Source organism: Azonexus sp. IMCC34842 (assembly GCF_050368855.1).
GTDB lineage: Bacteria > Pseudomonadota > Gammaproteobacteria > Burkholderiales > Rhodocyclaceae > Azonexus > Azonexus denitrificans_A.
On the sequence record NZ_CP178449.1, the window covers coordinates 2274469 to 2295771 of the forward strand.

17 protein-coding genes are annotated in these 21303 nt (G+C 64.4%); 9 read left to right on the top strand and 8 right to left on the bottom strand.

Going from position 1 to position 21303, the window contains the following annotated elements; translation table 11 throughout:
* Position 1: 1 nt before the first annotated feature.
* Positions 2–1078 (top strand): RNA methyltransferase, encoded by a 1077-nt coding sequence (locus ACLIKD_RS10825; protein ID WP_428825064.1) that lies wholly within the window; start codon positions 2–4, stop codon positions 1076–1078.
* Here the strand turns inward: ACLIKD_RS10825 and ACLIKD_RS10830 are convergent.
* From ACLIKD_RS10830 to ACLIKD_RS10840, 3 genes are all read right to left on the bottom strand, one after another.
* The gene (locus ACLIKD_RS10830; protein ID WP_428825065.1) at positions 1040–3637 is read right to left on the bottom strand and encodes an EAL domain-containing protein; all 2598 of its coding nucleotides are present in this window, start codon (positions 3635–3637) and stop codon (positions 1040–1042) included. The two genes, ACLIKD_RS10825 and ACLIKD_RS10830, sit on opposite strands and share 39 nt — an antisense overlap.
* Positions 3634–4533 (bottom strand): cytochrome-c peroxidase, encoded by a 900-nt coding sequence (locus ACLIKD_RS10835; RefSeq protein WP_428825066.1) that lies wholly within the window; start codon positions 4531–4533, stop codon positions 3634–3636. Before ACLIKD_RS10835 ends, ACLIKD_RS10830 begins: the two co-directional genes overlap by 4 nt.
* Positions 4534–4729: 196 nt before the next feature.
* The gene (locus ACLIKD_RS10840; protein WP_428825067.1) at positions 4730–6130 is read right to left on the bottom strand and encodes a sensor domain-containing diguanylate cyclase; all 1401 of its coding nucleotides are present in this window, start codon (positions 6128–6130) and stop codon (positions 4730–4732) included.
* 93 nt (positions 6131–6223) lie between these two features.
* Between ACLIKD_RS10840 and nth the strand changes: the two genes are divergently transcribed.
* Genes nth through ACLIKD_RS10855 form a run of 3 tightly spaced genes read left to right on the top strand, consistent with a single transcriptional unit; the run spans position 6224 to position 8296 of the window.
* Positions 6224–6856, top strand: a complete 633-nt coding sequence (gene nth / locus ACLIKD_RS10845; RefSeq protein ID WP_428825068.1) for an endonuclease III — start codon at positions 6224–6226, stop codon at positions 6854–6856.
* The gene (locus tag ACLIKD_RS10850; protein ID WP_428825069.1) at positions 6853–7872 is read left to right on the top strand and encodes an FIST C-terminal domain-containing protein; all 1020 of its coding nucleotides are present in this window, start codon (positions 6853–6855) and stop codon (positions 7870–7872) included. The genes nth and ACLIKD_RS10850 overlap by 4 nt, the downstream gene beginning before the upstream one ends.
* Positions 7865–8296 carry a DUF1841 family protein gene (locus tag ACLIKD_RS10855; protein ID WP_428825070.1) on the top strand — a complete coding sequence of 144 codons (432 nt, stop codon included), beginning with the start codon at positions 7865–7867 and terminating at the stop codon, positions 8294–8296. Before ACLIKD_RS10850 ends, ACLIKD_RS10855 begins: the two co-directional genes overlap by 8 nt.
* A gap of 40 nt (positions 8297–8336) precedes the next feature.
* Here the strand turns inward: ACLIKD_RS10855 and ACLIKD_RS10860 are convergent, their stop codons facing one another.
* Together ACLIKD_RS10860 and ACLIKD_RS10865 are read right to left on the bottom strand one after the other, a co-directional pair.
* Positions 8337–9110 (bottom strand): MBL fold metallo-hydrolase, encoded by a 774-nt coding sequence (locus ACLIKD_RS10860; RefSeq protein ID WP_226470990.1) that lies wholly within the window; start codon positions 9108–9110, stop codon positions 8337–8339.
* A 136-nt stretch (positions 9111–9246) separates the two neighbouring features.
* Positions 9247–9561, bottom strand: a complete 315-nt coding sequence (locus tag ACLIKD_RS10865) for a hypothetical protein (RefSeq protein ID WP_226416167.1) — start codon at positions 9559–9561, stop codon at positions 9247–9249.
* A 126-nt stretch (positions 9562–9687) separates the two neighbouring features.
* On the opposite strand from ACLIKD_RS10865, the gene ACLIKD_RS10870 reads away from it, so the two are divergent.
* The 3 genes from ACLIKD_RS10870 to ACLIKD_RS10880 all read left to right on the top strand — a co-directional run bounded on the left by ACLIKD_RS10870 (position 9688) and on the right by ACLIKD_RS10880 (position 16177).
* Positions 9688–15360: an alpha-2-macroglobulin family protein gene (locus ACLIKD_RS10870; protein WP_428825071.1), complete on the top strand. Its 5673-nt coding sequence runs from the start codon at positions 9688–9690 to the stop codon at positions 15358–15360.
* Positions 15361–15429: 69 nt separating this feature from the next.
* Positions 15430–15735 (top strand): YciI-like protein, encoded by a 306-nt coding sequence (locus ACLIKD_RS10875; protein ID WP_428825072.1) that lies wholly within the window; start codon positions 15430–15432, stop codon positions 15733–15735.
* Positions 15736–15943: 208 nt separating this feature from the next.
* Complete coding sequence (locus ACLIKD_RS10880; RefSeq protein WP_428825073.1) at positions 15944–16177, top strand: hypothetical protein; 234 nt, start codon at positions 15944–15946, stop codon at positions 16175–16177.
* Positions 16178–16371: 194 nt separating this feature from the next.
* Here the strand turns inward: ACLIKD_RS10880 and ACLIKD_RS10885 are convergent, their stop codons facing one another.
* Positions 16372–17481 carry an extracellular catalytic domain type 2 short-chain-length polyhydroxyalkanoate depolymerase gene (locus ACLIKD_RS10885; RefSeq protein ID WP_428825074.1) on the bottom strand — a complete coding sequence of 370 codons (1110 nt, stop codon included), beginning with the start codon at positions 17479–17481 and terminating at the stop codon, positions 16372–16374.
* A 271-nt stretch (positions 17482–17752) separates the two neighbouring features.
* A complete protein-coding gene (locus ACLIKD_RS10890; protein ID WP_428825075.1) occupies positions 17753–18973 on the bottom strand; it encodes an MFS transporter in 1221 nt (406 codons plus the stop codon).
* A 72-nt stretch (positions 18974–19045) separates the two neighbouring features.
* On the opposite strand from ACLIKD_RS10890, the gene ACLIKD_RS10895 reads away from it, so the two are divergent.
* A complete protein-coding gene (locus ACLIKD_RS10895; protein ID WP_428825076.1) occupies positions 19046–19861 on the top strand; it encodes an AraC family transcriptional regulator in 816 nt (271 codons plus the stop codon).
* 8 nt (positions 19862–19869) lie between these two features.
* On the opposite strand, the gene ACLIKD_RS10900 is transcribed toward ACLIKD_RS10895, so the two are convergent.
* Positions 19870–20667 carry an alpha/beta hydrolase gene (locus ACLIKD_RS10900; RefSeq protein ID WP_428825077.1) on the bottom strand — a complete coding sequence of 266 codons (798 nt, stop codon included), beginning with the start codon at positions 20665–20667 and terminating at the stop codon, positions 19870–19872.
* 204 nt (positions 20668–20871) lie between these two features.
* Here ACLIKD_RS10900 and ACLIKD_RS10905 point away from each other — a divergent pair, with 204 nt between their 5' ends.
* Entirely contained in the window at positions 20872–21297 is a 426-nt protein-coding gene (locus ACLIKD_RS10905) for a VOC family protein (protein ID WP_428825078.1), read from the top strand.
* Positions 21298–21303: the final 6 nt, after the last annotated feature.

Below are 21303 nucleotides of genomic sequence, written 5' to 3' on the forward strand. Positions count from 1 at the left end.
GATGAATATCGAACAACTCCGCCAAGCCCTGCGCGCGCATGGCGCCAAGACCTGCCACGAGGAACGCATCCTGCGCGCCTGGCTGCAAGCCCGGCCGCTCGACAGCGGGGCCAAGCGGCGACGTGCCGAGGATTTTCACCCGCTCGAGTTGCGCGCTGCCTTGCCGGCCATTGAAGCGGAACTGCATGGCCTGGCCCGGGTCCGCTCGGCACATGCCGGAGAGGATGGCTCGGAACGACTGCTCGTCGCACTGGCCGACGGCCAGACCGTGGAAAGCGTGCTGCTGCCGCGCGACGGATTGTGCGTATCGACCCAGGTTGGCTGTGCCGTCGGCTGCATTTTTTGCATGACCGGCCGCGACGGCCTGCTGCGCCAGCTGGACAGCGCCGAAATCGTCGCCCAGTTCGTTCTCGGCCGCACCCGGCGGACCGTCAAGCGGGTCGTCTTCATGGGCATGGGCGAACCGGCCCACAACCTCGACAATGTGCTGGAAGCCATCGACCTGCTCGGCACGGCCGGCGGCATCGGCCACAAGAACCTGGTGTTCTCGACGGTCGGCGACCGCCGGGTATTCGAGCGCCTGCCGCGCCAAACCGTCAAACCGGCCCTGGCCCTCTCCCTGCACACGACCAATGCCGAACTGCGCACCCGCCTGTTGCCCAAGGCGCCGCGCCTCGACCCGGCCGAGCTGGTCGAGCTCGGCGAGCAGTACGCCCGGACCACCGGCTACCCGATCCAGTACCAATGGACGCTGCTCGACGGCATCAACGACAGTGCCGAGGAAATGGACGGCATCGTCCGGCTGCTCAGCGGCAAGTACGCAATCCTCAACCTGATTCCCTACAACACCACCGAGGGCGAGGGTTTTCGGCGCCCGGCGCAGGAACGGGCCGAAGAAATGGTCCGCCTGTTGCACCGCCGGCGCATCCTGACCAAGCTGCGCAATTCGGCCGGCCAGGATATCGATGGCGGCTGCGGCCAATTGCGGGCGCGTTCGCAGGAACCCCGCCCGCTGACCTTCAGCCCCGCCGCACCGTCCTCAGTCGATCGCCCCATCGAGCGGCTGGCCGGCGAGTAGCTTGCCGAGTTCCTCGGCCGGCTGCGGCCGACCGAACAGATAGCCCTGAAACTGATCGCAGCCGCGTTCGAGCAGATAGCTGCGCTGCGCCTCGGTTTCGACGCCTTCGGCGATGACTTCGAGATCCAGCTCATGGGCCATGGCGATGATCGCCGAGGCGAGCCGGACGTCTTCGCCATGCTCGCCGATTTCACAGACGAAGGACCGATCGATCTTCAATGACTGTACCGGGAACTGCTTCAGGTAACTGAGCGAGGAGTAACCGGTGCCGAAATCGTCGATCGCGACATGGATGTGCATGCTGCGCAGCGTCCGCAGCACCGTCGTGGCATGCGACGAATTGCGCATGAGCAGCGATTCGGTCAATTCGAGTTCGAGCAGCTGCGGCGGGATGCCATACTCGGCCAGCGCCTGGGCGACCATCTTCGGCAGATCCTGCTTGGCGAACTGCTGCGCCGAAATATTGACGGCGACCGGCACGACGCGCAGTCCGGCATCCATCCAGGCCCGTTGCTGGGCACAGACGTTGCGGATCGCCCATTCGCCAAACGCGTTGATCAAGCCGTTTTCCTCGGCCAGCGGGATGAAGCGGGTCGGCGGAATCATCCCCTGCTCGCGATGGTTCCAGCGCATCAGCGCTTCGGCGCTGACCAGTTCGCCGCTCCGGGCATTGACCTTGGGCTGGTAGTACATCAGCAATTCGTTGCGCTCGAGCGCCCCGTACAGATCGTTTTCCAGCAACAGTTCGCCGAGCGACGCGGTATTGATTTCCGGCGAGAAGAAACGCAGCGTATTGCGCCCCTCGTCCTTGGCCCGATACATCGCGGCATCAGCCTTGCGCAGCAGTTCGGAGGTGGTCTGACCGTCATCCGGAAAGAGCGCGATACCGGCGCTACCGGTAATCGTCAGTTCATGGCCGGCCAGCAGGTAGGGCTGGCGCAGCGCCGAAAGCAGTTTGCGGGTGATGTGCATGGCATCCTGACGATGCTCCAGGTCGGCCAGCACGACGACGAATTCATCGCCGCCCTGGCGGGACAGCGTGTCGGTCTCGCGCAGCACGCCGAGGCAACGCTGGGCCGCCTGCTGCAGCAGGCTGTCGCCGACCTCGTGGCCGAGCGTGTCATTGATGTTCTTGAAGCGGTCGAGGTCGATGAAGACCAGCGCCATCGGCCGGTTGATACGCCGCGCCATGAGCATCGCCTGACCGACCCGGTCTTCGAGCAGCAGACGGTTGGGCAGACCGGTCAGCACGTCGTGGTGGGCCAGATGATGGATCCGCGCTTCGCTCTGCTTGCGCTCGGAGATATCGGTAAAGACGGCGATGTAATGGGTCGTCACGCCTTTTTCGTCGCGCACCGCGGCAATCGACAGCCACTCGGGATAAATCCCGCCATCCTTGCGGCGGTTCCAGATTTCGCCCTGCCAATGGCCCTGGCCGATCAGCTCGCTCCACATCTGACGGTAAAACTCCTGGCCTTGCTGTCCGGAATTGAGAATCGAAGTTCGCTGGCCGACCACCTCGTCGGCCTGGTAGCCGGAAATCGCGGTAAAAGCCGGGTTGACTGCGACGATCTGCGACTCGGCATCGGTAATCGTCATGCCTTCGGCGGCATTGGTGAACACCGTGCCATACAGGCGCAGTTCGCCCTCGGCCCGGCGCAGCGCCTCGTACTGCTCGGCCAGGTCGAGATGGGCCGCGGTCAGCTGACGGCGGTCGCGCTCGAAGCGAACCAGCGCGTAAATGGCATAGCCGATCAGCAGCAGCGAAACGATATAGAGCAACTGCCGGTAGTAGCCGGCAATGCGCAGCGCCTCCTCGTGCCCCTCGGTGTACACGCGGGTCGCTTCTTCGAGCAAGGCCGCGGTCGGCGAACGCATGATGCGCTCGACCAGCAAATTGACTTCCGGCCGACGCTGGATGATCACTTCGCCATGGACCAGCATTTGATTGAGCGACAGCGGCCCCTCCGTCCTGACGTTCATCCGCCGCAGGCGAAGCACTTCGTCATTTAAATGGTCGGCCAGATCGAGTTTCACCCCGTGGGCATAATCCAGCAAATGACGGACGAAATGCTCGAACTCGCTATTGTCGCGAAGCGCCGTGGTCTGCAGAAGCGACTCCGCCGCGACCGGAAAATAGAACTCCGAATTGCGCAGGATGGCATTGCTGCGCTGGAAACGGTCGACATCGAGCTCCTTTTCGCGCTGGCTGGCGACGAGTTTTTGCACCAGGAACTTCAGCTTGGCCTGGGAAGTGTCCGACAGCAACGACGGCATCCGCAGCAGATCGGTCTGCTCATTGCGAATTTGCTGCATATGCCGGACCAGCGGATCGTAGTTCTGCAGCAGATCGGAATAACTCGCCAGCACCGCCCCGTTCAGTTCGACATCGGCCTGTTGCACGCGGCGCAGCGACTGCATGTAAGCATAGTGCTCGTCCGGCGAAACCTCGTCGGCCTGGATGAAAAGTCCGGTGACCAGGGCCAGCAGCAGGAGAAATCCGATGCCCAGGCGAAGCCGGTGGCAGCGCTCTGGCGGGCAGAACTTGAGGGCGCTCACGGCCGGGCCTCGGGCGGCAATTCACCGCTCAAGGTATTGAGGAAGGCGACGATCGCCCCGACATCCTCGGTCGACAGGTCGCGCCCGAGCTGATAGCGGCCCATGACGATGACCGCCTGATCGAGCGTATGGGCCGAGCCGTCGTGAAAATACGGCGCAGTCAGCGCGACATTGCGCAAACCGGGCACCTTGAAGACATGCCGGTCTTCCTCCCGCCGGGTGACGTTGAAACGGCCCAGATCGTCCTTGGTGACTGCCCGGCCGGCGAAGTAATCGCCGAGCACGCCGAACTTCTGGTACATGTTGCCGCCGACCAGAACGCCCTGATGGCAACTGGTACAGCCGTACTCGCGAAAACGCCGGTAGCCGTCGATTTCGAGCGCCGTCAGGACATCCTTCTCGCCGCGCAGGTGACGATCGAAACGGGAATTGACGGTAACCAGCGAGCGCTCGAAGGTCGCGATGGCATTCAGCACATTGTTCGCCGTCAGGCCATCGGGATAATTCTGCTTGAAAGCAGTCTTCAGTTCGCTGTCCTGGGCCAGCCGCGCCAGCACCTGCGGCCAGGTCGCAGCCATCTCGATCGGATTCTGGATCGGCCCGGCCGCCTGCTCTTCGAGCGTGGCGGCGCGCCCGTCCCAGAATTGCGCCAGGCTGTAGCCGCTGTTGAACACCGTCGGGGCGTTGATGCCGCCTAGCGCGCCACCGACGCCAACCGAAAACTGCCGGCCATCGACGCCGCCTTTGCTTAGATCGTGGCAGGAGACGCAAGCCAGCGACAAGTCGGCCGACAGGCGCGTATCGCGAAACAGCTTGGCGCCGAGCGCGACCCGTTCCGGGTCGAGGCCGGAAATCGGCTGGAGCGGCAATATCGGCTGCAGAATATCGCCCTGCATGGTAAGAACCGGCAATACAGCGCGGTTCGCCGGTATCGGTGGTCGGCTGGACCAATATAACCAGCCGAAACCGAGAAAGGACAGAAAAAGCACAAAAATAACAAGGAAACGAGCAGCGGGGAGCTTCATCGCTGAATTATGCCTTGATAGACGTCAAAAATATAACTTTAGTAACAGCCCGGGCGCCATATCGGCTTCAGGCGGCGACGACCACACAATTTTTGCCTTTTTGCTTGGCCTGGTAGCTCGCCTCATCGGCCCGGCGAATCAGCGAATTATTGCTATCGCCGCCGCGCTGTTCGGCAACGCCGATACTGACGGTACAGCGAATCGAGCGGCCGTCGGCCGCAATGACTTCCTGACTGGCAAAGCCGCTGCGCAAACGCTCGGCCATCGCCAGCGCCGCCTCGATACCGGCTTCCGGCAGGAGGACGACAAACTCCTCGCCACCATAACGATAAGCGCTGTCGCTGCGTCGCAGGCAATGCGCGATCACGCCGGCCAGCGCCTTGAGGACCCGGTCCCCTTCGAGATGGCCGAAGCTGTCGTTGATCCGTTTGAAATTGTCGCAGTCGATCACCAGCAGCGACAACGCGCGCTGGTAGCGGTCGCTGCGTTCCAGTTCGGACTGCAGGCGCTGATGCAGATAGCGCGAGTTGTACAAACCGGTCAGCGAATCGGTCAGGCTCAACAGCCGGTAACGCTCTTCGCTTTCGCGCAGGGCCTCTTCGGCGCGCCGCCTTTCGGTGACGTCCTGCAAGGTTTCGATGGCGCCGACCAGTTCGCCGAGCGCATTGCGCAACGGCGCCGCCGTAAAAAACAGCCAGCGGCCGCCTTCGCCAAAATGCGGGAAGAAATCCTCCGCTTCGTAACCGCCATGGACCAGCAGCGAAGGCCGAAAACGGCCGTGGTAGAAGCGATCGACCGCCGCTTCGCTGGCCCCGTCGATGACCAGATCGGCCATGATCGGCCGCGGCGACGGATAAAAAGCCTGCCACTGGTTACCGCTGCCGATGACGTGGCGGGCCGACATGCCGGTCAGCACTTCACAGGCATGGTTCCAGTGGGTGACCCGATGCCCGGCGTCGATGACCAGCGTCGCCACCGACATGCCGTCGACGATCTGCGCCAGATGTGCTTCGCTCTCGCGTAGAGCGGTTTCGGCCCGCCGTTGCTCGGTGACGTCCTGCAGTGTTTCGATGGCACCGATGATCTTGCCCTCTGCATCGCGCAACGCCGCCGCCGTGAAATACAGCCAGCGCCCGCCAGCGCCGAAGCCCGGAAAAAAATCCTCGGCTTCGAATGCCCCGTCGATCAAGGCCGAGCGCTTGAATTTGCCGTGATAAAAATGCTCCGCCACGGCATCCGGCGCGCCATCGACGATCAGGTCGGCGAGAATCGGCCGGGCTGCGGGGTAAAACGGCCGCCAATGCTCGTTGGCGCCGATGATTTGCGAAGCCGGCGTGCCGGTCAGCTGGACGCAGGCGCGATTCCAGTGCGTCACGCAATGCCGGGCATCGATAACGATGGTCGCAACCGGACTCCCCTCGACCAACTGGGAGAAATCGTTACAACTTGCGTGGGGCGTAGCTGACATCTGAGCCGCCCTCCTTCTCGGTTGGGTAGAATCTTGTTTTGTGCAATATGGCGTATTCTGCAACGCCTGACAATCCACCGCCGCCGCTACCCCGTGAAAAAAGCCGATATCGAGCTGTTCTTTGCTCGCCTGCGCGCCGCCAACCCGGCGCCGACCACCGAACTGCATTACGCCACGCCGTTTCAACTGCTGATCGCGGTCATTCTTTCCGCCCAGGCCACCGATGTCGGCGTCAACAAGGCAACCGCCCGCCTGTTTCCCGTCGCCCCCACCCCCGACCGGATGCTGGCGCTCGGCATCGAGGGCCTCAGCGATTACATCAGGACCATCGGCCTCTACCGGACCAAGGCGAAGAACGTCATCGCCACCTGCCGCCTGTTGCTCGAACTGCATGACGGCGAAGTTCCGGCCGACCGCGCGGCGCTCGAAGCCCTGCCCGGCGTCGGCCGCAAGACCGCCAACGTGGTGCTCAACACCGCTTTCGGCCAGCCGACCATCGCCGTCGACACGCACATTTTCCGGCTCGGCAACCGGACCGGCCTGGCCCCGGGCAAGACGGTGCTCGAAGTCGAACAGAAGCTGCTCCGCGTCACGCCCGACCAATACAAGAAGGATGCCCACCACTGGCTGATCCTGCATGGCCGCTATATCTGCAAGGCACGCAAGCCGGAATGCGCGCGCTGTGTCGTGGTCGACCTTTGCGGCTTCAAGGGCAAGACGCTATGAAGGTCGCCAGCGCCCTGGTTTCCGGCCTGCGCCCCGGGCCGGAACTGGCCGCCGAGGCGGTACGCCAGGCCCTGGCCGAGGCCGGGCTGGAACGCGCCGAACAGATCATCCTGCTGCTCAGCCGCGATTTCATCCGCCATGCGCCACCGGCGATTCTTGCGGCAGCGCGGGCTGGCGGCTGCCTGCAGGTTGGCGGCGGGACGGCCAACGGCTTGTTCACCGAACGCGGCTGGCAATGCGACCAGCCGGCCGCCGCCGCCCTGGTCCTGGCCGCCGATTCGGCCAGCCCGCCCCCCGCGACGACACCGACCCTCTGCTTCAGCGGTCACGGCGCCCTGCCCTTCGACTGGCAGGCCGGCCCGCCGCGCACCGGACTGCTCGACACCGATGCCGCCGTCTGGGCGCATGGCCGACTGAACACCAATGGCTGCGCCGAATTCAATCTGCCCGGCCTGCGCAGCAGCCTGGCGCGGAGCACCGGGCTACGTTGCCTGGGTGAAGCGCAGCCGGTCGAGCTCAGCGAAAGCTATGATTTGCGCCGCGTCGGCGGCCACAGCGCCGTCGACAGCCTGCGCCGCGCCCTGCCGCCCGAGCTGCGGCAGAATCCGCCGGTGCACCAGATTGCTGTCCTGCGCCAGCCGGACGAGCCGGCGATCCCGATCCTTTCGGCCAATGCCGATGGTTCGCTGACGCTGGCCGCCGAACTGCCGATTGGCGAAAATATCACCTGGACCATCCGCCAGCCGCTGGCCGCCGAGCAGGACATGCGGCAAGTCCTGGCAGCAGCGGGCAAGGCCGGGCCGGCGCCCGATTTCGCGCTGATGTTTTCCTGCATCGGCCGCGGCCCGCTCTTCTACGGCGACGACGACCGCGACCTGCAGGCCTTTCGCGAGCAATTTCCCGGCACGCCGCTGCTCGGCGCCTACGGCAGCGGCCAGATCGCGCCGGGTGCCTCGGGCAACCGGCTGTTCCACAATTCCGTCATCACCCTACTTTTTGCGAGTTCTCATGTTTAATCCCTCCCGCGAGCAGGTCCGTTTATTTTTCTGCGATGCCTGGAAAAAGCATATCGAGCGCCTGCCACTGGTCGGCGCCGAAGTGACCGCCGTCGATCTGGCGGCCCGCCATCCCGAATACCATGCGCTGCTGAGCGATGCCAAGGGGGCGCTGGAGAAGGAATGGACGCCAGAAGGCGGCCAGATGAACCCCTTCCTCCATCTCTCGCTGCACCTGGCGATCCACGAACAGGTCAGCATCGACCAGCCGCCCGGCATCCGCGCCGCCTTCGACAGCCTGCGCGCCCGGATGGAGCCGCACGACGCCGAGCACGTGCTGCTCGAATGCCTGGCCGAAACGATCTGGCGGGCCCAACGGGACGGGACGGCGATGGATGCGCTGGCCTATGTCGACGCGGTGCGCCGCAAGTCCAGCCTGATCTGAAACCCGCCCTTCGGCCGACGAAGGGCGGTTAGGCCGCCGCCTAGCGCGGAATCTGGTAGTTGTTCTGGGTCATCAGGTCGACGCCGCATTCCAGGCTTTCGACCCAGGCAATGAAGTCGTTGACCGCCGGCTGGCCGACAAAACGGCTGCCGTGCTGCGGCACGATCTGCTCGATCTCCAGCTGGCGCACCATGTTGGCCCAGAAGCGGCACACCTTGCGGGTCACGATGTAGCGCCGGTGGAACGGCTCCATGAACCGGACATGGCTGGCAAAATCGCTGATCGGTTCGGCCGCCTTTTCATGCGGCACCAGTGATGCACCGAGGTCGCCGGAAAAGAGGATTTTGGCGACCGGATCGTAAAACTGGAAGTTGCCTTCGGCGTGCATGAAGTGGGCCGGCAAGGCCAGCAGCTTGCAACCGCCCAGGCGGATCACCGTACCCTGATCGGGAATGCCGAGGATCCGGTCGGAGACGTCGCGGCCGGTCGTGAAGTGCGGCACGAAGCGAGTCCACAGGCTGGAAATCATCACCTTGCAGTGCGACGCGATGAACCACTTGTTGACCGAAGCGATGATGTCCGGGTCCGGGTGCGAGGCGAGGATGTAGTCGAGATCCTTGGACGAGAAATGCTTCTGCATGTCCATCAACAGACCGGTGTAGGTCATGTTGCCGCCCGGATCGATCAGTGCCCCGTGGCCGTTGTCGACCACCAGAAACTGGTTGCACTGCACGGCGCCGGCCGCTGAATCGTCGACCAGATCGTAGAAAGCATGGACGATGTGCTTACCGTCATTGAACAGCTCGATGGCCATAAAACCCCCTGATGACAAGGGCGTCATTATGGCCAGCGCGCCGGGTTTTGCCTAGTTCAAACTATCTAGTTACATTGGTTGCGGCATGCTTGCCGCGCCACCTCCCGCAATTCTGGCTGGAAGTGGAAGACAGCCGTTACGCTGTCTTGTGCTCTTCGCCGTCCTTGCTCTGGCTGCCCAGGCTCAGTTCGCCGTTTTCGCTGAGGGCGAAGAAGAAGGCATCGACCGCCTTCGGCTCGCCCGAGGCGCAGAAAGTCGTCTTGCCGCAATCGCACTGGCCGACCCAGATCGCATTGAGACCACGCAGGCCGCGCGTGCTGACCGGGTTGATCGTCGTCACATCACCGCCACAGGTATTGCAGATCAGCTTTTCCGGCCGCGCCGCGGCGAGCTTGGCCTGCGCCTGCGCAATACGAGCCGCCTGATCGCCGCGTTGTTTTGCCTGTCCCATCACTTTCCCCGGTTTGTTCGATAAAACGCGGAGGATAGCCGGGCCGGGCAGCGATGTCGATTGCCCCGCCATCTGTGGCAATATCGCTGATGCCCTGGGCATTCCCAACTTTTGGCGCGACCACCGATGAAAACTGCTCACACCCTTGCCCTGTCCGGGCTTCTGCTCGCCGCACTCGGCAGCCAGGCCGTCACCGTTCAGCAATTCCAGCCGCAAGGCCAGGTGGCCGAACAAAGCCGGGCCACCGTGCGCTTCAGCAGCGACATGGTCAAGTTGGGCGAGGCCGACGCCGCGCCGCCGTTCGTCATCGACTGCGCCGGCATTGCCGGTGAAGGCCGCTGGATCGACAGCCGAGCCTGGGCCTGGCAGCTGGCCCGGCCGCTGCAAGCCGGCGAGCGCTGCAGCTTTTCGCTGAAACCCGGCTTGACCGCCGTCAATGGTGAAGCGGTCAGCGGCAAGAGCCGTTTCGAGTTTGTTGGCGCGGCGCCCCGCCCGTGGCGAATCCAGCCGAGCGCCGGCGCGGCCATCGAGGAAGACCAGGCCTTCGTCATCCATGGCGGCGGGCCGCTCGACGGCAAATCGCTGGAAGGCAATCTGTGGTGCGAAGCCGACGGCGTCGGCCAGCGCATTCCGGCCCGTCCGGTGAGCAAGGAAATCCGCGCCGCGGTGCTCGACCAAATTGGCGGCATGCCCGCCACGTCGATCGTCGTCAGCTGCAGCGAAAGCCTGCCGGCCGGCCGCAAGATGAAGCTAGTCTGGGGCAAGGGCATCCGGGCGGAGAACGGCACGCCGACCGGCAAGGAAGAAAGCTTCCTTTACAAGGTGCGCGAACCGTTCAAGGCGACCCTCGGCTGCGAACGCGAAAAGGCCGGCGCGCCGTGCTCGCCGCTTTCGGCGATCACACTGAATTTCAATGCCGCCTTCGCGGCCAAACTGCTCGGCAAATTCCGGCTGGTTACCGGCGACGGGCCGCGCGCCCCGCTCGATCCCAACCAGAAGAACAACGAGAAGGAAGCGGTCTTCCAGTCCGTCACCTTCCCCGGCCCATTCCCGCAGAACGCCGAACTCACCGTGGAAATTCCCGCCGGCCTGAAGGACGAAGCCGGTCGCCCGTTGGCCAACGCCGCCAGCTTTCCGTTGAAGAGCCGGACCGGCAGCCTGCCGCCGCTCGCCAAGTTCCCCGGCAATTTCGGCATTGTCGAACTGAAAGAAGGCGGCCTGCTGCCGGTGACGCTGCGTAATATCGAAGCCAGCCTGAAAACCGCCCACCTCACCCTGCCCGGCAGCCACCGTTTCAGCGCCCAGCGGCTGACCGAAGACGCCGACGTGATCGCGGCGATGCAGGCGCTGGAAAAATTCGAGCAGCAGACCGGCAAAGTCCGGATGACCATCGACGGCGTCAGCGAATTGCGCTTCGACCCGTATTACGCCCGCGAACTCTCCTTCCTCGCCAAGCGCCCCGGCGTCACCCGGCAGGACCTGCCGAAGCCCGGCGGCAGCGGCGAATTCGAGGTGGTCGGCATTCCCCTCGGCAAGCCCGGCTACCACATCGTCGAAATCGAGAGCCAGTTGCTCGGCAACGCGCTGCTCGCCACCCCGAAGCCGATGTACGTGCGCACTGCGGCGCTGGTCACCAACCTCGCCGTGCATCTGAAAACCGGCAAGGACAATGCGCTGGTCTGGGTCACCGCGCTCGACTCCGGCCAGCCGGTGGCCGATGCCGAGGTGCGCATTTCCGGCTGCGACGGCCGGTCGCTGTGGCAGGGCAAGACCGATCGCCTCGGCCGCGCCCCGGTCGATCAGGCGCTGGCCGCCCCGAACTGCCGCAACAGCGGCAACTTCCTGTTCGCCAGCGCCCGGTTGAACGGCGACTACAGCTTCGTCCGTTCCGACTGGAACGAGGGTATCGAGCCATGGCGCTTCGGCGTCGAAACCTGGGGTTCGACGGGCGACTTCAAGATTCACAGCATCCTCGATCGCAGCCTGTTCCGGCTCGGCCAGACGGTGTCGCTGAAACACATCGCGCGCAGCCGCACCAGCCGCGGCTTTGCCCTGCCCGACCTGGCGACGCTGCCGGACAAGCTGGTCATCCGGCACCGCGAGAGCGGCACCGAGTTCACCCAGCCGGTGAACTGGGATGCCCAGGCATCGGCGGTCAATAGCTGGAAAGTGCCGGAATCGGCCAAGCTCGGCACCTACGAAATCGCCCTCAGCGGCGGCAAGCGGGGCGAAATCAGCAGCGGCGAAATCCGCGTCGCCGACTTTCGCCTGCCGGTGTTCACCGGCAGCGTGCAGGGCGTGCCGGCCCGCCAGGTGGCCCCGGCCAAGGTGCCGCTGGCGCTCGGCCTGTCCTTCCTGAACGGCGGTGCGGCGAAGCATGCCGAGGTCCAGGTGTCGGCCACGCTGCGCCCGCGCTGGCCGAGCTACCCGCACTACGACGGCTACAATTTCCAGATCAATTTCGATGAAGATGCCCTGGCCGCCTTCAAGGTGGATAACGGCCGCGAAGAGGAAACGCTGATCCTCGACAAGCAAGCCGTGCAACTCGACAAGGCCGGCGCCGGCAAGCTCGATGTGGTGCTGCCAGCCAAGCCGAAAGGCCCGAGCGAAGTACATGCCGAAATGAGCTTTGCCGACCCGAACGGCGAAATCCAGACGATCAGCGGCCGCGTCGAGCTGTGGCCGGCCGCCCTCGCCATCGGCCTCAAGGTGGCCGACTGGGCATCGTCCTCGGGCAACAACCGGGTCGAAGTGGTGGTTCTCGACACCGCCGGCAAGCCGCTGGCCGGTCAGGCGGTCAGCGTCAAGGCCAAGCGCCGCATCGACACCAGCCACCGCCGGCGCATCGTCGGCGGCTTCTACGCCTACGAGAACAGCACCGAATACAAGGAGATCGGCGAAGTCTGCGCCGGCACCACCGACAGCCGCGGCCTGCTGCTCTGCGAGCCGAAAGCCAGCGACTCCGGCTCGATCTACCTGCTCGCCGAGACCAAGGACAAACAGGGCAACATCGCCCGCGCCGGCAGCAGTTACTGGGTCACCGGCGGCGGCGACCTGTGGTTTGCCGCCGGCAACCAGGATCGCATCGACGTCATCCCGGAAAAGAAGGCCTACCAACCCGGCGAAACCGCCCGCTTCCAGGTGCGCACGCCGTTCCGCGAGGCCACCGCGTTGATCTCGGTGGAAGCCGGCGGGATCATCGAAAGCTTCGTCCAGCCGTTGTCGCGCTTCAAGCCGACGGTCGACATCCCGGTCAAGGCCGAATGGGGGCCGAACGTTTTCGTTTCGGTGCTCGCCGTGCGCGGCCGGGTCGAGCCGCTGAAGTGGTATTCGCTGTTCCAGTGGGGCTGGCGCGAGCCGCTGGCCTGGTTCAAGGAATGGTGGAACCCGCAGCAGCCGACGGCCATGGTCGATCTGGCCAAGCCGGCCTACCGCCTCGGCCTCGGCGAAATCGCCGTGGGTACCGACGGCTTCAAGCTGAAAGTCGAGATCAGCAGCGACAAGACCGATTACCGGCCGCGCGAAGAGGCCACCGTCAAAATCCGCGTCACCACGCCGGACGGCAAACCCGCCCCGGCCGGCAGCGAAGTCGCCTTCGCTGCGGTCGATCAGGCGCTGCTCGAACTGCGCCCGAACGACAGCTGGAACCTGCTCGACGCGCTGCTGCAAAAGCGCGGCTACGAAGTCGAAACGGCCACCGCCCAATCGATGGTGATCGGCAAGCGCCACTTCGGCAAGAAAGCCCTGCCGCCCGGCGGTGGCGGCGGCCGCGCCCCGGCCCGCGAACTGTTCGACACGCTGCTCAAGTGGCAACCGCGCGTCGTCTTCGACAATACCGGCACGGCAACGCTCAAAGTGACGATGAACGACTCGCTGACCGAGTTCAAGCTGGTCGGCATCGCCACCGCCGGAGCCGGGCTGTTCGGCACCGGCAGCACGATGGTGAAGACCAAGCAGGATTTGCAGATCATCTCCGGCCTGCCGCCGCTGGTCCGCGAGGGCGACAGCTTCAAGGCGATGCTGACGCTGCGCAACGGCACCGCCCGCCAGATGGTCGTCGCGGTCAGCGGCAAGAACGGCGCAACGACGCTCACCACGCAAAAAGTCACGCTGGCCCCGGAAGGCGCCGGCGAACTGAGCTGGCCGATCAAGGCGGCCGAAGGCGTCACCGCCCAGCAATGGGAATTCAGCGCCCGCGAAGAAGGCGGCAACGGCCAGGACACGCTGCGCATCACCCAGCAGATCGCCCCGGCCGTGCCGGTCACCGTGCAGCAGGCCAGCTTCACGCGCATCGCCGGCAAATACGAAGTGCCGGTGACGCAACCGGCCGGCGCGCTGCCCGGCAAGGGCGGGCTGGAAATCAGCCTGTCGCCCAAGCTCGCCAGTCCGCCGCCCGGCCTGACGCGCTTCTTCGAGGAATACCCCTTCTCCTGCCTGGAACAGAAGACCTCGATCGCCGTCGGCCTGCACGACGAAAAGCGTTGGCAAGCCATCGCCGAGACCCTGCCCGGCTACCTCGACCACAGCGGGCTGGCCAGCTACTTCCCCGGCAGCCCCGGCAGCGCCACGCTGACCGCCTATATCCTCGATCTGGTCACGCTGGCCGGCTTCACCATTCCCGAAGACAGCCGCCAGCGCATGCTGCAGGGCCTCACCGCCTATGCCGAGGGGCGCATCAAGACCAATGAATGGGCGCCGACCGACAGCCTGCTGTACCGCCGCCTGAACGCCCTCGAAGCGCTGACCCGGCAAGGCAACAAGCCGACCCGCGCCGCCGCCGCGCTCGACATCGACCCGCTGCGCCTGCCCACGGCGGCGCTGATCGACTGGTATCTGGTCAGCCTGCGCCTCGGCGATCTGCCGCAACGCGACAGGAAACTGGCGGCGACCCGGCAGGAACTGCGCAACCGCCTGAGCTACGCCGGCAGCCGCCTGGTCTTCACCAGCGAACGCGAGGATTACTGGTGGTGGATGATGCTTAATGCCGACGCCAACGCCTTCCGGCTGATCGAGGCAATGCTCGACGATGCCGAGTGGCAGGACGACCTGCCGCGTCTGCTGCAGGGTGCCATGGAACGCCAGATGCGCGGCCGCTGGCTGACCACCACGGCCAACGCCTGGGCGCGCGTGACGCTCGACCGCTTCGCCCGGAAGTTCGAGCGCGAAGCGGTCGCCGGCACCACCCTCGCCAGCTTCGCCAAGGCCAGGGCCGAACACGACTGGAAGCAGACCACCAGCACCCCGCTCAACCTGCCTTGGCCGGCCACGCCGGGCAAGGACGACAAGCTGGCGATCAGCCACGAAGGCAGCGGCAAACCCTGGGCCACCGTCCAGCTACTCGCCGCCATCCCCGACGGCCCGGCGCGCAACGCCGGCTACCGGATCAGTCGCAAGGTGACGCCGCTCCAGGAAAAGACGCCGGGCAAGATCAGCCGCGGCGACCTCTGGCGGGTCACGCTGACCGTCGACGCCGACAACGACATGACCTGGGTCGCCCTGACCGACCCGATCCCGGCCGGCGCCCGCATCATGGGCGACGGCGACGGCCGCGACTCGGCCATCGCCAGCCTCGGCGAAAACCGCGAGCTGCGCGGCATGGCGCCAACCTACGTCGAACGCAGCTTCAGCGCCTATCGCGCCTACTACGCCATGCTGCCGAAAGGCCGCTTCACCATCGACTACACCCTGCGCCTGAGCAACGCCGGCAGCTTCGCGCTACCGCCGACGCGGGTGGAAGCGATGTATGCCCCGGATGTGTTTGGCGAGGTGACGAATGCACGAGTCCATGTGGACGAGTGAACTCTTCGTCATGTCCTGCAACGAGCCAGCCCACGCACTTAATAGCCGATCATTACTTTGGAGCATGCGATGCACTACCTGATGTTCTATGACTTCGTACCGGACTATCTTGAACGCAGAACCCCGTTTCGGACGGAACATCTCCAACACGCCTGGCAAGCCCAAGCCAGAGGAGAACTTGTTCTTGCAGGCCCTTTGGCCGACCCTGCAGATCGTGCCGTGCTCCTGTTTCAATGCGACTCACCCGACATCCCCGCCCAATTTGCAGAAGCCGATCCCTATGTGAAGCACGGTATCGTGACGCGCTACCAGGTACGCCCCTGGACAACAGTCATTGGCAAAGAGGCGTTTTCACCCGTCAGACCCGATGCCTAACCATTAGTCAATTTGACCGTAAGTATCCTTCCGCCCAAACGGACCAGAGATAATTGGCTTTCTAAACGCTAACCATGGGTCGATGCTCTAAAAGCGAAATGTCTGCCCCCTTTAGTTATCATCGGCCAATGTCATAATAATAACAAATTTGACAATTATAGTAAATACTATATATTGAACTGGCAAACCAGCCAGAAGAGGTGACATCATGACCGAACAGAAGTTGCGCGCATCGCCCGCCGGGCGAGCGCCTTCCCCTTATCCCGCGACATTGCAGCGCCAGGCGCTGGCCGACGCACTACCGTACACCAGCAATGCCGAATTGCTGCGCCAGGCCGATGGCTCGAGCAACCCCTTGACCCAGGAGCTGGCTGCGCGCTATGCCGCTGCCCTCGGTTTCCTGCACAAGGACACGCTGCACTTCGGCGGCGAGACGTCCTGATCCTTATTTGCCCCAGGAACGCCCAAAGGGGTCAGAGATAAGTAACAATTCCCCGGCAAAGCCGGGGAACTCTCAACTTATTAGGGGTCAGCCCCCTATCTCCCACGCCAGTTACTCCGCCGAATAATTATGGCAATTCTTCAAACACACCGGCGCGGTCCCCCGCCAACCATGCGACTTAAGCTGCCGACAACTCAATGCCCACCCGAACTCAAACGATCGACCATGCTGCGTAAGGCGCGAATCTGTACGCCTTGCCGGTCGGCGTAGTGCTGGTCGGTGTAGCCCCACCAATCCCAGCAACCGTAAGGATTGACGCCGGGAATGGAGACGGCCTGCGGGAATAGCACCACGATGTTGTTATTGGCCGCCACGCGGTCGTAGCCGGCGTTCTTGACGAAGGTGGTTCCGTTGTACAAACCGCCCCCCGGCGGCGGCTTGAGCGGTAGGTAGCTTTGCCCCTGCTTGCAGCCGTGCAGCGCGATGTGCAGGCGGCAGGAGGCGCCCCGGGCGCAATTGTCGGGCACATAAAGCCAACCGCTACTATCCAGCCCCGAGCGCCAGAGAAAGCTGAAAGCGCCATCCTGCGGAATGAAGGGGGTCTGATCGATCTCGGTGAACCGCCCGCGCGCGCGTTTTACCGGCGCTTTCAGCGGCCCGTAGATCCAGCCGAGGATCGCCTGGGCGCTATCGAAGCCGCATTTGCCGAGATAGGGGGCATCGGTCACCGCGCAGGCGCTGCCGTAGGCCTTGGTCGGCAGGGTATGGCCGGCGTTTTCGAGAGTCACGGCGGAATAATTGGCGGCCGGCACAGCAAGCTTGGCGTAGTAGTCGGCGAGTTGTCTGGTCACCGGTGCCGGCACCAGCGGGTCCTTGCCGCCGGCCAGCGAAATGATGCGTTGCTGGCTCAGGTTGGCCGGATCGTCGATCAGCCCGCCGGCAAAGCTCGCCTTGGTGCCATCGACCAGCGTCGAAACCTGCGCGCTGGTCGGCGTAACCTCGCAGGCCAGGTTCGGCTCGCCGGTACAGGAACATTTGGTGATTGCTTTCACAACGTCGTTTTGCGAACAGTTGTAAGGGCCGCCGGCGACGATGCCCGCCCCCTTGATGATGGACGAGTGGGCCACCTGAAACTGGACCGACATGAAGCCGCCGGAGGAAATGCCGGATACCGAGGTCTGCTCGATATCGATATTCAAGGCCGGCAGCGGTTCCGGCGCCGCCTGGCAGATCAGCGCGACAGCGGCGAGCAGGACGAACGGTGGTTTCCAGATGCGGGGAAGGTGATTGGGAAGATGGGGCATGGCATTTCTCCGAAAAAGCTGGCGTAACGGGCCGCCTGGCCGGCAAACGACAACCGGGAACGAGCTGCGTGGCGCCAGATCGAGCGATTGGAATTCGGGTTGGCCATTTTCCGGTCATGGCTCAAGCAGAACCAGCCCGGCGCAATTCGGCCTACCCAAAATCAATATAGCGGCCAAAACGGAGAATGCCAGCGTCGTATGAATGATGCCGGAGAGCCGCCCCCGGCCTGCCCGGCACCTTGCGGATACGGGCCTCGCGGCCCGTGCCAAACTAGGTTTTCCTGATCGTCGGCAGGAAGGCCGTCAGCAAGCCGATCAGCGGCAGATAGGCACAGACTCGATACACCGTCTCGATGCTCGTCGCATCGGCCAGCTGGCCGAGCAGCGCGGCGCCGATGCCGCCCATGCCGAAGGCGAAGCCGAAGAACAGGCCGGAGATGGCGCCGACCTTGCCGGGCAGCAGTTCCTGGGCGTAGACCAGGATGGCCGAGAAGGCCGAGGCGAGGATCATGCCGATGATCACCGAGAGGATGCCGGTCCACAACAGGCCGACATGCGGCAGCAGCAGCGTGAAGGGTGCGACGCCGAGGATCGAACCCCAGATGACGCGCTTCCGCCCGATCCGGTCGCCGATCGGCCCGCCGGCGACGGTGCCCGCCGCCACGGCGAAAAGAAAGACGAACAGGTAGATCTGGGCGTGCGGCAGCGTCAGACCGAACTTGTCCATCAGGTAGAAGGTGTAATAGCTGCTCAGGCTGGCCATGTAGAAGAACTTGGAGAAGATCAACAGGCCGAGGATGGCGAGCGACCAACCGATCTGGCGGCGGGTCAGGCCGTTGGCCGCGTGCGCCTTCATGCGCTTCCTGAAGTTGGCGACATGGTGGCTGGACCAGCGCCCGACGAAACTGAGCACGACGACGCCGATCAGCGCGAACAGCGAAAACCAGGCGGCGCTGCCCTGCCCGTACGGCACAACGATCAGCGCAGCGAGCAACGGCCCGATCGCCGAGCCGAGGTTGCCGCCGATCTGGAACAGCGACTGCGCCAGGCCGGGCTGGCTGCCGGCCGCCATCCGGGCAACACGCGAGGATTCCGGGTGGAAGACCGACGAACCCATACCGATCAGCATTGCCGAAACCAGCACGGCCTCGAAGCTGCCAGCCTGCGACAGCGAGAGCAGGCCGACCAGCGTGAAGCCCATGCCGAGCGGCAGCGAGTACGGCTTGGGCCGGTGGTCGGTGTATAGGCCGATCAGCGGCTGGAGCAGTGAGGCGGTGAGCTGGTAGGTCAGCGTGATCATGCCGATCTGACCAAAGCTCAGGTTGAGGCCGAGCTTGAGCATCGGGTAGATGGCGAGCAGCACCGACTGCATCATGTCGTTCAACAGGTGCGAGAAGCTGATCGCGGCGATCACCGGATAGGTGGTGGCGTTCAGGGCGTCGGCGGCGGGCGGCGCGGCGAGATTGGCATCGACAGTGAGGGTCTTTTCCATGATGGGTACTTCCAGATTTCCGGAACGCCAGTCTAGAATGACCGATCCCAGCATGTCCGGACAAAAAATATCGTGAAATGGACAATCGCCGGCCCGACCATGAGTTGCGGCCATGACGACGAACACCAGACCCTGCCCCACCCGGTCACCGCCAAGGCGCGCAATTACCGCGGCGGCGAAACGCCGGTGCACAGCCACCTGCGGGCGCAACTGATCTACGCCGGCAGCGGAGTGATGCGCGTCGAAACCGAGGCCGGCAGCTGGGTGGTGCCGCCGGTGCGCGGCGTGTGGATTCCGGCCAACACGGCGCACCGGGTGATCATGCTCGGCCCGGTCGAGATGCGCACGCTGTACATCCGCCCCGATGCGGCGCCCGACCTGCCCGACAGTTGCTGCCTGCTCGACGTCAGCCCGCTGCTGCGCGCCTTGATCCTCGCCCTGCTCGACGAACCGCTGGCCTACGAACGGGCCGGCCGCGGCGGGCAGATCGCCGCGCTGGCGCTGGCCGAACTGCGCTTCCTGAGAATCCCCGCGCTGCACCTGCCGATGCCGGGCGAACCGCGCCTGCACCGGCTGTGCGAGGAACTGGTCGCCAACCCGGACAGCCGCGAAACGCTGGAGACCCTGGCCGAGCAGCAGGCGACCAGCAGCCGGACGCTGGCCCGCCAGTTCCAGCGCGAGACGGGTATGAGCTTCCGCCAGTGGCGGCAGCAGGCACGCCTGGTCGAGGCCCTCGGTCATCTGGCCAATGGTGTGCCGGTCGCGCTGGTCGCCGAAAAGCTCGGCTACCGGAGCGCCAGCGCCTTCACCGCGATGTTCCGGCGGACGCTGGGCATGGAGCCGCGCCGCTATTTTTCCGCCGAGACGGCGGCCACGTCAGCCGCCTGAGTTCCCGATCAGGCCAGGCTTTCCAGCCATTGCTGCAACTTGCCGGCAACCTCCGGCCATTGCGGGTCGAGCATCAGCATGTGGCCGGCCCCGGGAATCACCACGGTTTTTGCCTGCCACGAAGCGGCGGTGAAATAGAGCATCGAGGCCGGGAATACCTGGTCTTCCGAGCCGCCCATGACCAGCGCCGGGATTCTTGCCCGGCGACGCGCCAGACGGAGCGGTGCCATGACCATTTCGGCCACCGCCTTATCGGATTCCGGCTGGAGCAGCGGCAGGTATTGCACGGTTTCCTCGGGCGGCATGGCCGGCGAAAAATAGACGCGGGCCATGGTCCGCATGGTTTTTTCGCTGGCCGTGCCATTGACCGCGTTGGGCAGTTCGGCGAAAAAATCCGGCATGCTCAGCGCGAAGCGGCTGACCGTGCCGGCCGTACCGGTCGGCGGCACCGGTGCCAGGAAGGCGACGGCACGGGCCGTTCCCTGTTCGAGAAAGCGCTGGCAAACCAGGCAGCCCATGGAATGGGCGATCAGCACCGGCGCTTCGGGCAGCGCGGCGACCGCCGAGGAGAGGTCGGCGACATAGTCGTCGATGCCGAATTCATTGAGACGTTCGCGCCCCGGGCTGGCACCGTGCCCGGAAAGGTCGACCGCGTAACAGTCGTACCCCTGCTCCTGAAAATAGGGAATGAAACGCACATTCCAGCAGGCCGCATTGCTGTAGCCGCCATGCACGAAGAGCAGCGGTGGCTGGCCGCCGGGTCGGGCGGCCGGATGATGATGAATCTGGACAGTTCGTCTGGGCATGTCTAATGTCCGAGGAAAGACGCGGGTTAGAGACAGGTTCAGTTGGTCACCGCAAATGACAAACCGGAAAATCACTACGGTTTTAACACAGACATTTTACTTTTCCGCTGACAATTGCCATCACCAACACGGTATTCCAATGGCCAACTGGGCTTGGGCAAACGGCCCGGCGCGCACTCAATCCTTGCTGAATTCGAGGCTTTCATGAAACAGAGCATCAGCTTCATCACACTCGGCGTCGCCGATCTGGCCCGCAGCCGGGCTTTCTATCAGGCACTGGGCTGGCGGGAATCATCGGCCAGCCAGGAGGGAATCGCCTTCTTTCAGGCCGGTTCGCTGGCCTTTGCCTTGTTCCCGCGCGACGCGCTGGCCGAGGATGCCAACGTGCCAGCCACCGGCAGCGGCTTTGCCGGTTTTACGCTGGCCCATAACGTGGCCTCCGAGGCGGCCGTGCAGGCTTTGCTCGATGAGGCGGTGGCGGCCGGTGCGACCCTGGTACGGCCAGCCGACAAAGTCTTCTGGGGCGGCTTTCGCGGCTACTTCGCCGACCCCGACGGCTTTCTCTGGGAAGCCTGCTACAACCCATTCGTGACGCTGAATGCCGACGGCACTATCCGCCTTACGGATTAATATCGA